Source organism: Gordonibacter sp. An230, from assembly GCF_002159915.1.
GTDB lineage: Bacteria > Actinomycetota > Coriobacteriia > Coriobacteriales > Eggerthellaceae > Rubneribacter.
The window spans coordinates 32,087-46,501 of the sequence record NZ_NFJP01000005.1 but is presented as its reverse complement, the minus strand read 5'-3'; the positions used below and the strand labels follow the sequence as shown (position 1 = coordinate 46,501).

The 14,415-nt window shown below is 65.4% G+C and carries 2 protein-coding genes (1 of these 2 running past the window's edge); both read right to left on the bottom strand.

Translation table 11 applies throughout. The features are described 5' to 3' along the window. Positions 1 to 12,676 carry the beginning of an SdrD B-like domain-containing protein gene (locus B5F40_RS03880; protein WP_087193069.1) on the bottom strand. Its footprint begins 17,885 nt before the window's first position, so only the first 12,676 of its 30,561 coding nucleotides appear in the window; it begins with the start codon at positions 12,674 to 12,676; the stop codon falls past the left edge of the window. Next, complete coding sequence (locus B5F40_RS03875) at positions 12,661 to 14,415, bottom strand: hypothetical protein (RefSeq protein ID WP_087193068.1); 1,755 nt, start codon at positions 14,413 to 14,415, stop codon at positions 12,661 to 12,663. The genes B5F40_RS03880 and B5F40_RS03875 overlap by 16 nt, the downstream gene beginning before the upstream one ends.

The window sequence follows — 14,415 nt, the reverse complement described above, 5'->3', positions numbered from 1 at the left end:
CGTATCCGTCAGCGTCGGCCGTGTTCGCCGGATCGCCGTCGACGGCGCGCCCGAACCACTTTCCCAGCGGCTCGCGCACCGTGATCTTCAGCACCCATGGCTGCGAGCTGTCGCGATACGAAGACGCATCGCCGCCGGAGGCGGCCTTCAGGTCGTACGACGAGGCGGCCGCGTCCGCGGACAGGTCGGCATCGGCCGCAAGGGCCCTGCCGTCGCGGTACTCCGCCGGATCCTGAGAAGCGCTCGGCGCCGTATAGCCCGCCGACCGCCCATCGGGACGCTGCACCACCTCAACCAGCACGTCCGCCGCATCGCTCCACGTATCGGCGGTGTACGGATCGTTGCCTTGGCCGCCCGCTGCGCTGGCGACGTTCTGCAGCACCTTGGCATCCACCTGCACCGACCCGTCCTCTTCCAGCGCCGGCTCCACGCCGCGCGGCAGCACGTAGGTGAACTCCACGCCGTCGAGCGTGCGGTCGCCGTAGTTGTACGCCTGCAAACGGGCCGTGAAGTCCTCGTTGTACTGCAGCGCCGTCGTGTGCTGCCCGAACAGGACGCCGCGCGTGCCGTTCTCGACGCGAGCCCAAGATGACGAGCTCGTGGAAATCCGTGCATGGTTGTAGTGGGGGTCGCGCCCCTTGTCGTACGCGCGGGAGCTGTCGTAGTTCGGCGCCGCGCCATTCTCGCGGTCGGGATCGTCGCCTTCCGGCACGAACTCGCTCGATGCGGCGATCCATCCCTTTTGCAGATGCACGCGCGTCTGGCTCCAGACAAGCGGCATCTCGGACGCGCCCGCTTCGACGAGATCGGCCGTCGTCGGCTCCGTGCGCGGTCGCAGCACGAAGCTTCCGTACGAGAGGTACTTCCTGGACGCAAGCGACGAGCTGTTTCCGTCCGTCGGCGCGTACAGCGCGCTTTCGGGGAGCGAGTCAACCGTCGCGTCCTGCGGGCGCTGCGGCGAGTAGCGGGCAACCTGTTTGTTGTTCTTTGTGCTCACGTCCTCGTCGAGGAACGTGCTGTTCACATCGCCCGCTTTGCCGGGAAGGTACGTCAGCGACCCGTCGAACGCCTCCCATGCGTCGGTCTGCTCGGGCGCATCGCCCGAGAACGCGCTCTCGTGCAGCAGCGCATCCATGTCCATGAGCACGTTCTCGTTCCCGACGCGCTGGATGCTCGTGTTGCTGGGTATCGACTGCGCTCCGAAGCTGGCACCGTAGGGGTTCGTCTGGCTCGACGTGGTAGAGTACTCGCCCAAACGCGGGAAGTACGCAGGTTCGGCGCCCGTCGTCCCCGACGATATGACTGCCCGATCGAGATCCGTGTACACCTGGGGCAACCCGTCGAGCGCCGCACGAACGGGGAACCACAGCTCTATGGTGTCGCCCACCTCCATGCGCGCGTTGCCCGCACGGACCGCATCGGCGGGAGCCAGCTCCGACGGCTCGGCCGCCTCGTCCGGCAAAGCCCCTTCGGACGGCTCCCAGCTGATCTTGAACAGCGCGAACGGCGTATCCTTGCTCACGCCTTCGGCCGAGGGGTCGAGGTCGGCAAACGGCTTGCCGCTCGGAGCGTTTATCTCCTCAGAGGACGCGTAGAGCATCGCGCCGCCGTAGTCGGGTGCCTCCTGCTCGTCAACCTGCTCCACATGCAGCTCCATGCCATCGGTGCGCTGCGCGAGCACGTCGTTGCCGTCCTTGTCCGTCCAACGCAGCCTCCTGGCTATCTGGTCGGCGAGGTAGTCGGCCGTGATGTCCTTCTCGGCCCCCGCGCCGGCCTGCTTCAGGTAGGCCGTCGGGATGCGCTCGTAGAACACCGGGTTGTACAGCTCTCCTTGCAGGTCGGACACGCCGGAGTTGGTTCCCTTCGGCACGTTGAGCAGCGTGTCCTTGTACCAGAACCGCTCGCCGGGAATGTAGCCCAGCTTCTGATCCGCCCCCTCGTCGTAGGCGTCCTCGGCCTGCTCCTCGTTTTGGAACACCTGGTTCTGGAACCGCATCACCGGGGTGCGGCGAGACACGGTGATCGGCGTCGAGCCGTTGCCATCCTGTTTGGTGAGCCACGGCCCGTGCAGGGCGGGCAGTGCGGCGGCGTCTGCATCGCCAGCATCCTGCGCACCATCGCGCACAGCGGTTTCCGCGTTTTGCCCACCGTCTTCAGGGAGGAGCATGGAGCCATCGTCGAACAGGGGAACGCTCTCATTGTGGCGATGCGTGAACCCGACATCCAGCTGCGAGGAGATGTTCCACGAAGTGCTTTGCTCGACGGTGGAAACGCTTCCCTCGCCGTCGAGGCGCACGTCATGGTAGCGTCCGACGCCCACCAGCGCCACGTCGTCGAGGGCGAACGCGCCGTCGTCCCCGTCAGCGCGGGCGGGCAGATCGTAGTACGTCCAGCGAACGCCCGTAGTCGTGCGGAACACGTTCCTGTTTTCCAGGTGCGCGCTCAGCGAAGGATCCTGTTCGTCCATGAATGCGGACAGCTCGTCGTACTCGATCCACTTCTTCTGCGTCGATTCGTAGTACTCCACCTTCACCGCAGGACGGCCGGGGTTCGACGGATCGGGGCCCAGCTCGTTGTCCGCAAGACCGTCGGGGTAGTCCACCTCGCGGGGACCATCGGGATCGGCCAGCGTGTCCGCCAGCTTCGGCGTGTCCGTCAGCTCGAACACAGGCGAGCCCGTCGGGTCGCCGTTCTCGTCATGGCCTTGCGAGAACAGCACCGTCACCGTCATGTCCTGCACATGGTAGGTGGGGTTCTTCAACCCGCTCACCTTCAGCAAGGCAGGATTCCCGTCGGTGTTGGCCGTGGTGCCCGTAGCCGGATCGAGTTCCGTCCACGAGAAGGAGAGGCGCGCGTCCCCCGCATGGTTCGCATTGCCCGCCGTCACGTCGGCAGCATGGTTGTAGAACCTGACCTCCGACCAATCCTGCGCTCCGAACTGGCTCTTGCCGTCCAAGCGAGCGTCTTTGTCGAGATTTCGGCCGAAGTACGTGGCCCCCAGCCCTTTGTCGGTGCGAACGCTGTTGTAATAGCTCGAAGACGCGCCGCCCGCAGGGTTGGACCGCTCCGGCGCATCGGTCACGCGGTACTGGGCGAACCCGTGCTTCGGCGCCGCCGTCGCAAAGAAGTTCGCGACGAGCCGCCCGCCGGCCCATCCGGGAGCATCGGGGGAGAATGCGACGCCCTCCCGACCGTCGTATGCGGGATCCTCCTCCAACTCGCTCGTCATCTGGGTGATCACGCGTATTTTGACGAAGGTGCCCTGATCCATCTGGGTCGCATCAGGATCGAGCCGCTCGCCGTCTTCGCCGCGCACGTCTTCTCCCACGCTCAGCACCAGCTCGCGGTTCGCCTCGTACTGCTCCTCTCCGTCCATGCGGGACAGGTCGGAGCGCGCAGGGGCGGGACGCAGCCCCTCCGCGCCCGCCTCGGCAGCCCCGATGCGCGCGGACACCTCGAGCGGCGCACCATTCGCCCCACGCGTGGTGTTCTCCACCACCTCCCATCCCACGATGCGTTGTCCCTTTTGCACCGAGAACCGGCCGTCCACATGCTCGAGCGGCAGCGGGACGTCTGCGCCCGCCCGCACGATGAGCTCGTAGTCCACGTAATCGCCCGCATACAGCGCCCCGTCGGGGACATCCGTCACGTTGCCCGACAAGGGAGCTGCGGTGGAAGGCGCTGCCGCCGAGCGGTCGTCGCGGTCGTAGGCGAACAGGTCGCGAAGCTCGGCGTCGGGAGCCGCCTGCACCTTCGTGCCGCGCGCCATGCTGGTTTCCAGCTGGCCGAGGATGTGGTTCGCACGGTAGGCCGCCACCCGGTCCTCGCTATTCGGTTTCAAGACGCTATGGTTCGGATCCTTCGTCTGCACGTTCGACACCGCCATCGTGTCTGAGGCTTGCGCTTCGGCGCCATACGTGCTGCTCGACGTCACCTGTTTGCCGAACGACGGCGTGGACAGGCCGTCCCATCCGGCCTCGACGCTCGTCCCCGTCGTCGAGGCGTTCGCGAACGCCTCGAGCGGACGATCGGCGAACACCCCTTCGTAGGCGAACGCGTACCCTCCGGCCTCGTTGGCGAGATACTGGCCGGAATCGAGCATGGTCTCGGGGCGACTGCGGTCGGCGTTCGGGGAGTCGTAGGTGACCTCCAACATGCTGACATGCGGCTTCGCGTACTCGATGTCCACGCTGTCATCGCCTGCGAAGCCCCCGATGGAATTGGTTGCGCCCGTGGCTCGATACCGGCCCACCAAGCCCAGCGACTCGGTCTCGTCGGAACCGTCCAGCTCGGCTTTCAGGTCGCGGCGCAGATACGCCTCGATGTCCACCTCGAAGTCGCCGTTGCTGTTGGCCGCCTCGGAGACGATGCCCGCATCCACCGCCTGCTGCCACGACAGCGCGACCGTCTTGCCGTTGGCCGTGAAGCGCACGGACTCCACGCGCATCCAGTCGTCATCATATCCCTCGCCACCCGGCACGAGCTTCTGCGGGATGAAGAGCTTCTGCACACGCAGGCTGTCGTTAACGGCACTGCTCAACGTGACATGATTGATATGAGATGCCCGCTGCGCGTCCTCTTTGCCCGGGTTGACGTCCTCGATGTTCCAGAATCGCGCTTCGTAGGTCGCCGTGTTCGGCGTGTTGTTGTCGTCCGTGTAATCGCGCACGGTCGGTATGCCGGATTCGTTCCCTTCCGCCTGCAGGCTGTAGTTGTACCGGAAGGGGATCAGATACCCCAAGAACGCCGCCGGATCCTGCGAGGCGTTCTCCCCCCAAAGCGGCGATGCGATGAGTGTCTGGTCGTCCTGGTTCAGGAAGCTGAACGCCTCAACGGTGTTCGTCGCGTCTTGGACGGCCGTCTGGGCGCCTGTGGACGGGTTGGTCTGGTTGCTGTACACATAAGGTCGGCCCAGCACATACAGATCGATGGTCGTGGCATCGTCGGAGCGCTCGCCGTCGTAGCGCGGGGAGGTCTCGCCCGTGCCGTCGGCATCGCCCGCGAACGCGCCCAGCTCGATGGACAGCTCGCTTACGAACTCGTTCTCGCCAAGGTCGATGACGAACGGCGTGCGCCCCGCATCAATCATGGCGCGTATCTCGGCGGCGGGCTCCTCGCCGGGACGCCGGAACTGCACGTACACGGCGCCGTCCTCGCCCGTGGCGGCCAGAAGGTCATCGATGTCCGCCTCGGAGAGGCGCTCTTCCTGCCCATCGCCCTTGATGAGGAAGGTGCCGTCCTCCCGCACCGCGATGGTGCGGGCAGCGGCCTCGTCCTCGCGGTACGCCCCCGATGCCGCATCGCCGTCTGCTGCCCCCGCGTCGTCGCGCACCCACGTCTTCGTGGACAGCGTCACGCTCGGCGCGATGCCGCCGCGATGGTCGTCTCGCTGTTGCTTCAGCTTCCCTAGCACCTCCGAGTCGGCGGGGATCTGCACCCCCGTGCTCAAAAAGCCGTAGTACCCCAAATCGTCGTTCGGGAAGCAAACGGGGAAGCGATCGGTCAGCACCACGCGGTCGGCGAACGAGACGCGGCTCCCACCCCAGTCGTCGCCCGCCGCATAGTCGTACGAGCCGAAGGGTAAGGTCTTATGCTGGCGATAGAACGACACGCGGAACTTTACATCGTCGGCGAACCTGACGGACGTGTCGGTGTCGAGGCTGAAGGCCAGGGAGTCGTTCACGCCCTTGCGCACGTAGTTCTCGTCGTCTATGACCGAGAAGCGCTGGTCGGTACGCAGGTGGCGCATGCGGCCGTCATGATGGTAGTGGCTATAATAGCTGTTGTACTCGAACGTCCTATCCTGGTACGACCACAACCCCCGGTGATCGCCCGTGGAGGAACCGTCGTCGTAGCGCGTGACGGCCTTGTGGCCCGCGCGCTCGTTGCCCGAGTAATCGCCGCCCGCGTTCACCGTCACCTCGGTCGTCGCCGTCACGTCGTCCGCCGCCCGGTAGAACCGGCCCGTCACCTCGAACGCCATGAGGTTCGTCCACGCCTCGTCGCTGTAGGCCAGATTGTCGCCGAACCACGTGCCGTAGTCGGGCGCCTTCGCCTTCTCCCCGCGCCCGTCGCCCGGATGGTTCTCCGAGCCATCATATTGGTTTTGGTTGATGCGCACCGTGTACGCCACGCTCTTCACCAGGCGATTTTCCGACGGCATGACCTCGTCGGCGTAGTCGGCGAAAGGATCGCGATATGAATACGCATCCCCGCTCGCCGTCCCGAAGTCGGCCTCGTGGCCTCCCTCGCTATCGAGGCGCAGAAGGTTCAGGCGGAAGTAGGGCTTGCCGTCAGTCCCCGTCTCGGCGGACAGGGCGCCGCTCTCACCTTGCGCAAGGAGCTCCTCTTTCGGAACGGTCAGGGTCGAGCCGTCCTCGTAGGTCACGACAACGCTTTCTATGAAGGGAAGCGCCGCCTGGCGGATGCGCACGTAGTAGGCGTCGAAGACGCCCGAAGGCAGGTTCTGGGTCAGCGTGAGCGTGAGGCCCGTGTTGTAGCTGAGCGCGCCCACCCCCTTGATCGAACTCTGCTCGTTGCACCTGTGGCTCGTGAGCAGATTGCAGGTGTACTCGGGTCCCGACACGTTGCTCACCTGGCGGAAGTCCGCAAGGAACGACCCTTGCGCCTTGTATCCGATGTTGAGCGCGCCGTTCGTCTCGCCATAGTACCGGCCTGCGGCATGCCCCGAATCCTGCGAGCCGTTCGTATGATTGGTCAGACGATTGGGCGTCTCGCCGTCTTTGTACCCCATCCGGCTCACGGCGTCGAAGTACATCTTGCTCACGTACGCATGCGAGCGGTCCTGACGCACCACCTCGTAGCTGGCCGCCTGATCGCCTGTGCGGAACCCGCCGAGGTGGTTGACGGTGCGCACCTCGAACGTGCCCGTCGAGCCGAAGTTCGCGTCCTCGTAGCCATGCACGGTGATGACCTGATCTGCGGCAGCCACCGCGTCCTCTTGCATGTTCTTCCACGACGCCAGCTCGATGGAGACGAGGTTCTCGATGCCCAGAGCGCGCAGCGCATCCTCGCTCACCACGATCACGCCATTCACGATTGGGTAGAACCGCCCCGCCTCGTCGACGAACCCGACCACTTGATCCCCATTGAGCGGGGCATCGACTGCGCCGCCGTCCCCCTTGCCGGACGGATCGGACGCGACGGGATGCAGCGCCTTTTCCACGAGCGAGGCATCTGCCCCCTGCGCGTCCGGAGCGTAGCCTGCCACCTCGATGACGCCCACCTCCCCGTTCGGGAAGCACTTCAGCAGGGAAGCCGCCACCTCGAAGCTCGTGGCGTGAAAGCCCGTCCACGCGTCCAACGTGGTGCCGTCGGCCTGCTTAATGCCCGTCTCCCAGGAAAGGGGGAGCTTGATGGACACGTCGAGGTCGTCGAGCACCGACACCGACCGCTCGTTTTCGATGGTAGCCCACATCGTGAAGTCGCGGTCGTAGGGCACGGCCGCCGATTGCCGGTTGCCATCGGAGGCCCAGGAATCGCTATCGGTGTACTCCGTCGAATCGCTCTCCGCGTACTGCACGTACGAGTGCACCTCGGCGGCGGGGCGCTCCACCCGCAGCGTCGCCTGGGCCTCGTTCGTGTTGCGCGTGTCGAGCGCACCCGTCTGCACAAACGTCTGCTTCGCCGTGAGCGCGTCGTACCACTCGGCGCGGCCCGTCAGCTCGATGCCCAGGTCAGCTCCGGCAGTCAGCGGATCGATCTCGTCGTAGCTCAGCTCAATCTTTGACAGGTAGCACCCCTCGTAGGCCGACAGCTCCCCTTCGCCCACCGTCAGCGTGAAGGATTCGCCGCTTCCCAAGGCCTCCCGCACCGCCGCCTCGTCAAGCTCGAAGGTATCGGGCATCGGCTCGCCCGTCGTGGGATCGAGGAAGGTCAACGTCGCCTTGACGAAGGCGGAGCGGTCGGATTCGCCTTCGGCGGGAGTCCCGTACGCGGCGCTGCATGTGCCCAGCGACAACACGTCCGCGCCGATCTTCACCGTATCGGTCAGAAAGCCCCGTACGGACAGGTCCTCTTCCGAAGTGCGCCGCGCGATGCCCTGCACATCAAGCGACACCACCGCCTCGTCCGAGCGGGCGTAGCTGCCGTTTTTCAGCGAGAAGCGATACCCCACTTCGCGTGCATGCGCCGCAACCTCCACGCTTGCGCCCTCCGTCGCGCCGGACACGGGACGCACGTCCTGCGGCTTGAACGCCGATGCCCCCGAAACCATGGAGATCTGGCCGATGCTCACCCGCCGATCAGCCGTGCGCTCGATGCCCTCGCCGTAGTCGTCCGTGGTGGGGAAGAAGCGGGTATGGGCCGTCACGCCGTTGGAGAACGTCTGGGAGCCAGCGGGCTCGCCATGCGTGTCCGCACGCCCATACAGCCGCAGGGCGAACGCCGCCTGCGCGCCGAGACGCGCGTACCTCACGCGCACGAATGAAACGGGCGTGTCGGCAGGAAACTCGCTCGCCGGTATGCGCAGCGAACCCTCCGACACCCACTGCGCCAGGTCCTCCGCGTCGTAGCTCCTCACCGGCAAAACCGCTGAGTCATCTGAAGGCAGCTGGTCGAACCGGTACAGGTCGATACCGGCGATGGCGCCCGACCGGTGCCGCAGGGCCTGAGTTCCCGCCGTCCCGTCCACCGCGCACAGCACGTCATCGCCCGAGGCGTCCTCGCCCTGCTCGTTCTGGAAGCCGACAGCCTCCGCCCCCACGGGAAGAAACCCGCGTGCGTGTCCGACCGGCCCATCGCTCGACGTCCCATCGACCCAGAGGTCGAAGTTCACGGCGTCGGCCGTCGACTCGGTCTCGTTCGTCAGATTCGCCTCGATCCAGGCATCCTCGCCTTTCCCATCGCCCCATCGATACGGAATCGCCTCGTTGACGCGATCCTCCGCTCCGTCGTTCCACCCATGCGAAAGGGACACTGCGGGGTCGATCGTCGTCACATCGATGACGGCGCTACCCTTGTCGCGCTTGTCCCAGCTGGGATCGTCGTAGCGCGTCTCGAACACACCTTCGAGGGACAGCTCTCCCACAAGCGTCGGGGTGCCGAACACGTCGACGAACGCCTTGCCGCTCTCCCCTCCTTCGGGGGCGTTGCCGGCAAAGGAGGCGAAGATCACCTCGACCTCGCTCAGGTAGCCGCCGCCCCATGCGGAGGCCGGGATCACCGCATTCCCCGACGACTGGTCGATGTGCGACCGCACCGTCTCTGCCGACAGCTCGTGCTCCTGCGCTTCCTCGGCATCTCCATCGTAGGACCGCACGATCAGCGACTGCACCTCTCCCGCAGCAAGGAGCGCGGCTGACAACGTGACATGGGACGCCTCGAACCCGCGCGGCTTGCTGCCGTCGGTGTCGCGGGGGACGGCGCCCACGCGGATGGCCGCCGGCTCCATCACGGCCGCGCTCGCGTTCCACACGGTGAAGCGCCAGCCGCTTTGCTGGCGGCCGAGCGGTGCCGACACCTTGCTGGACGCATCCGGCTCGGGGTCGCCCGGGCCCGTTGCCGCCGTGTACGCCACGGCCGATAGCTGGGGGTCCACCGGGAACACGTCCAGCGAAGCAGAATCGCTTCGGGACACGTCCCACGAAGGATCGGCATACGCAGAGGAGAACGTCGCAGACATGCTGTACGTGTCGGACACCGTTCCCGCTCCGAAGACGTCGACGAACGCGTTCGCCTCGGAAGCGGGCATGTTGCCGTGCACGTAATCGAACCCGATCATGACACGGTCCACGTAACCATCGCGCCACACGGAGCTCGGAAGCACGTAGGCATCGACGTCCTTGTTGTAATAGGATCGCAGCTCGTCAAGGCCCACGCTCACCCGCTTGGGCTCCTTCGCCTGCTCTGGGTCGGACGGCAGTTCCGGATCGTCAAGGCTGACATAATAGGACACCTCGACCGAGCTCAGCGAGCCGAACTCCTCCACAAGGTCGCGGGAAAGCGACACGCTCGAAGCCTTGAAGCCCTCGTAGCGCGTGTACCCTTCGTGCGTCCCGTCCGCCACCTCCTTTTTCGGCACCGGGCCGACAACGATCCGAGCCGGCTCCACCATGGATCTGCTGTCGTTGCCGAACGAGAACCGCCACCCCGCTGCCTCCAAGCTGACGGGCACCGACGCACTGTCTTGAAGCGTGGCGTTGGGGTCGGCCGCCCTACTGGCATCGCCGTACGCCTTGGCGTCCACCACGGGGGCCACCGGCACCAGCGGCAGAAGCTTCGCTTCCGCACGCTCGCTCGCCTCGTTGCGGAATTGATATGTCGATTCGACCGACCCGCCCCCCGTTGCCGATCCGGTCACCCACATCCGCTGAGAGAACTCCACGCGGGCAGAGTTGGGGTACTCCTGCGGACTCGCCTCCGTTCCCGGAGACTTCATGTACCCGTTGATTTGGATGGACCCGGGAACTTCGCTGTTTGCGGGAAGGATTTCCTTGAACAGAACACGGAAACGACCGGTGAACGCCTCTTCGCCATCGGCCGCCTCGCCCTTCGCAGCGTAACCAGCGCTCCTCAGTGCGGCCGCGAGCGAGTCCTCGCGCGTCGTTCCGCCGAATCGCCATGTGACCGTTTGCGCCTCATCGTCGCGCAGCTCTTCTGCAGAAAGCGGCACGTCCACCCAACGCGTTGCGCCCTCGGCGCTTTGCACCTCGAATTGCAGCGGACTGCCCGATTCACCCACATGGTAGCAGTCCGATAGCTGCGCGCCCTGCGCTTCAGGATCGTCGGGAGCGTCAGCGCCATCGTCCGAAACCTCGACATCCGGCAGGGTTATCTCGACGTTTCCGAACTCCCAGTCATCGGGAAGGGCATCCACCAACGCAGCCCCGGCATGACGCTCCTCCGTGTAGCTCTCTTGGCCCTCTTCGAACGGATCGTCCTGACCGAACGGCCCTCCGTCGCTCCGCGTTCCGAACACGGGCACGTTCCCCGTGGACCTCATGTTGTTGATCACGTATCCGCTCAGGTACCCTAGCCGATCGCGCCCTTCCTTCTTAAGCGTCTCTTTCTGGGTGCCGTCGCTGCGATCAATGGCCCACTTATCCAGCGAGAAGCCGGACACCGCCTCGATGAACCCGTTGGACGTGCTCGACGACTTGCCCCATGCGTAATCGTTCTCGCCCATGTTGCCGAAGTACACGGTGGATTCCACGTTGAACTCGGCACGATCGTACTCCTTGCCGCCATCCGAGGAGGTCGTGTACCCGATGTTGGTCGTATACGGCAGCGCCACCAACAGCGTGGTGTGGTCCTTATGCCCCTGCGTCTCCCCCTCGTTCGACACCAGGCCGCCGTCCTCATCGGAAGTGGAGAACTCTATCTGGCCGTTCATGCCTCCCGTCCTGTACGTGAGGGCCGGACCGCCCCCCAGCTCTTCGATATTGGAGAACGTGTCCATGTCCAGTTGCTCGTAGGTGCTCTCGTCCCAGTCGCTCGTGTCGTAGATGAGGGCTCCGCCTTCGCCCGGCACGCCCACCAACGTCAGGTTGGCGGTGACGTCGGTGTTGTCGTTCGCCACCACGCTTCCGTCGGACTCCACGCGCCAAGCCATCAGATCCTCGGGGCGCATGCCGTACTCGTCGTTCACCACGTTGGTGAACTTGAAGTAATGCCTGAATCGGTCGATCTTGCTGTCGTCGGAGGGAGAGGTGTTGGTCAGCGTGACCTTGTACACCGCATAGTTGTACCGATCCCACAGCACCGGCGTATGCACGAGCTCCACGTCCGGATCCCAATCGAGATTGGTTTTGATGAAAGCCGCCCTCACCTGGTCTGTTTGCCCATCGGAAATGTTGATGGTGCCCTCGAGGCTCAAAGAGCCGTCTTCGTCGTAGTAGTTCTGCGCCGTTGCGCCCAGCGTGACCAAGCCGCCGCCGTTTTCAGGAATGGAGCCGACGAAGCTCAGCGCAAACGAAGGCCGCTGGAACGACTGGTTGAAGTGCCCTTTGCCATCGGGGCCGCGATACACGAGCGTGTACGATCCCGTCAGCCCGTCCGAAGCGGAAGCGACGTAATCCTCCTTCGTGATCTTGCCGCCTTCGGAATCGAGGAGATCCCAGTACATGAAGAACGTATCCGGATCGGCGATGGAGAGAGAGATGCGCTTGTTGTCGGCGTTGGCCTCGGGAGCCTCCTGCTTGCCGGCCTCCCATTCCTCCTTTGTGTAAGCGCTTTGGATGGCGCCCGTGGAGGTTTGGTACAGGTACGGCACGTTCAGACGGAACTGAACGTTGCCCAGATAGCCCCGGGTGAACCCGAGCTTGGCGTCCACCGTGACGGTGGGAAGGTCGCCCTGTTTGACCATGTACTGTCCGCCGCCCATATCGGTCGCGCCCGATACGTTCAAAAACGGCGAGAAATAGTTGGCTGGAAGGCCGCTGGCCAAGCCGGGCGCCCACAGTAGGCCCTCCGCAGCCGAATCGGCCAACGTGGAGGCGATTCCGTCGAGCGCGCCCGGCCCCTGCTCCAACACGCTCTCCGATTCCTCGTCCGTCGTCTCGATGGAATCCGACAACCCCTCCTCGTCGCCTCGGTCGGCTCCACCATCGGCAGCGGTTCTATCAACATCGAAGGGAATGTCCTTTTCGGCCGCCGTCAGCGACAGTTCGAAAGACCCTGCCGCGCCCTTTTCGCCGAAGCTCAGGGAAGAGCGCACATGAGACGCATGGGGAAACTCATACCCCCCCCCATCGCATGTTCTTGGGCGGAATAGGGAACCGCCGCCAAGAGCACGACCTCGCGCTCGGCGTTCGGCAGGCTCTCGGCTGAATCCACATCGGCCTTCAAGGCGAACCGTCCGTCGCAGTCGGCGGCGAGGGGCTTCGCCCCCGCCCGTAGGGTCGCCTCCTCGTCGGCGGGATCGAGGGCCGCAACGGCTCCGTCGTCAAGCCCCGTCACATCCCACAGCATCGGCCGGACATCCGAGGCGTTTGCGCCCGAGCGGTCGTATCCGTCGGCCCACGCGACGCTCAAGCCGCTTGCCGCAGGATATCCCGAGGGAACGCGAAGCTTCAGCTTGTACGAAAGCCACCCGCCCTGCGAGCCCTCGGCGGGAGCGGAGAGGCGTTCCGCGGCAAGATCGGCCTTCACGGACGGCTGCTCGTTGCGTACGGTCACCGTCGTCAAATCGCCGCTCGCCACGCCCGTCTCCGTCACGCCCTCTTCGGATGTGAACGAGCGCACGTCGTAACCAACCCGAACTTCGACATCTTCGCTTGCCGGCACATCCCCCGCCAGGTGAATCTCGAAGGAGGGGAGCTCTCCATCGGCGCGCAGCCTTCCGTTCGCGCTGGGCGTGTCCGCGATCCCCTCGTAGCGAAACACGACATGGCCGCTCGCCCCCGCGCGCATGTCTTCGTCGTCAAGACGCTGGTAACCGTCCTCCTCGCTCCATCGAGCCCAGGCAGACCAGCCCTCGGGAACTCCATCGGCCACGAGAGCAGCGCGCATTCCCCGCTCTTCGCCGCCATGGGACATCCACTCCGCAGGCGAGAGCGTCCGCGCAAACGATCCGCTCTCATCGAGATAGAGGTAGGGCGCGTCCACCGTCACCGTCACGCGATCACCTTCGGAGGCACCGCCTAGATACCCGGCTCCCACTGTGGAGCGCAACTGCCCGAGCGTCGCATCCACGTTGACGGAGGTGCCGTTCACCTGGTAGCGCCCCTCCGACGTCTGCGGAGCGCCGAACACCGTCGCGCGCGGATCGAGCACGCGCGCGATGTCGTCGCGGCCCTCGGTGGCGGCCGGTTCGACCTGCGACGCCGGCACCAGGCCCGCAGGCGCCTCGATGGCGGGTTCGACAGCAGGCTCGACCTGCTCGGAAGTCTCAACGGCCTCGCTGTCGGAAGCGTCCGAAGAGACCGCAGCGCCCGAGACGTCCCCAACGTCCGAAGCCTCCGAAGAGGCGGAGGAACCTTCGGAGGCGGCGACATCGGAGTCGGATGCCGCCGCATCGTCGGAGGGAGCCTCTTCGCCGGAAGCGCCGCCCTCGTCGGAAGCGGCATTTTCACCCGTTGCCGAACCATCGCCGACCGACGCGCCATCGCCGGAAGCGTCACCTTCGTCGGAAGCGACAGAATCCTGCGGAGCGTCCCCGTCGGGCGCCGTCAAGGCCTCGGGCGCACTCGAAGCTTGAGGCGCGGGCTGCGAAGCGCCTCCCTGGGCCGCGAACGCTCCTTGGATGCCCGAAAAGTCGCTCATCGTAGCCACCAGCAAAACGGACAGGACGATGGACACGACGCGCTCCCACGGCTTCGTCCGAAGCACGACCTTTCCGCGCAGCGCGTTCGACCGCGCCCCCTCGCCCGCATCCCCCTGGGCCGCGTTGCCTTTCAGAGAGGAATCCTCCTCACGATCACGCACGACCCCGCCGTTTCCCCAATAGGTTGCCAT

What these genes read in the sequence shown, in the direction of transcription:
- B5F40_RS03875 (WP_087193068.1), bottom strand. Translation starts at nt 14,415, where the DNA reads ATGGCAACCTATTGGGGAAACGGCGGGGTCGTGCGTGATCGTGAGGAG.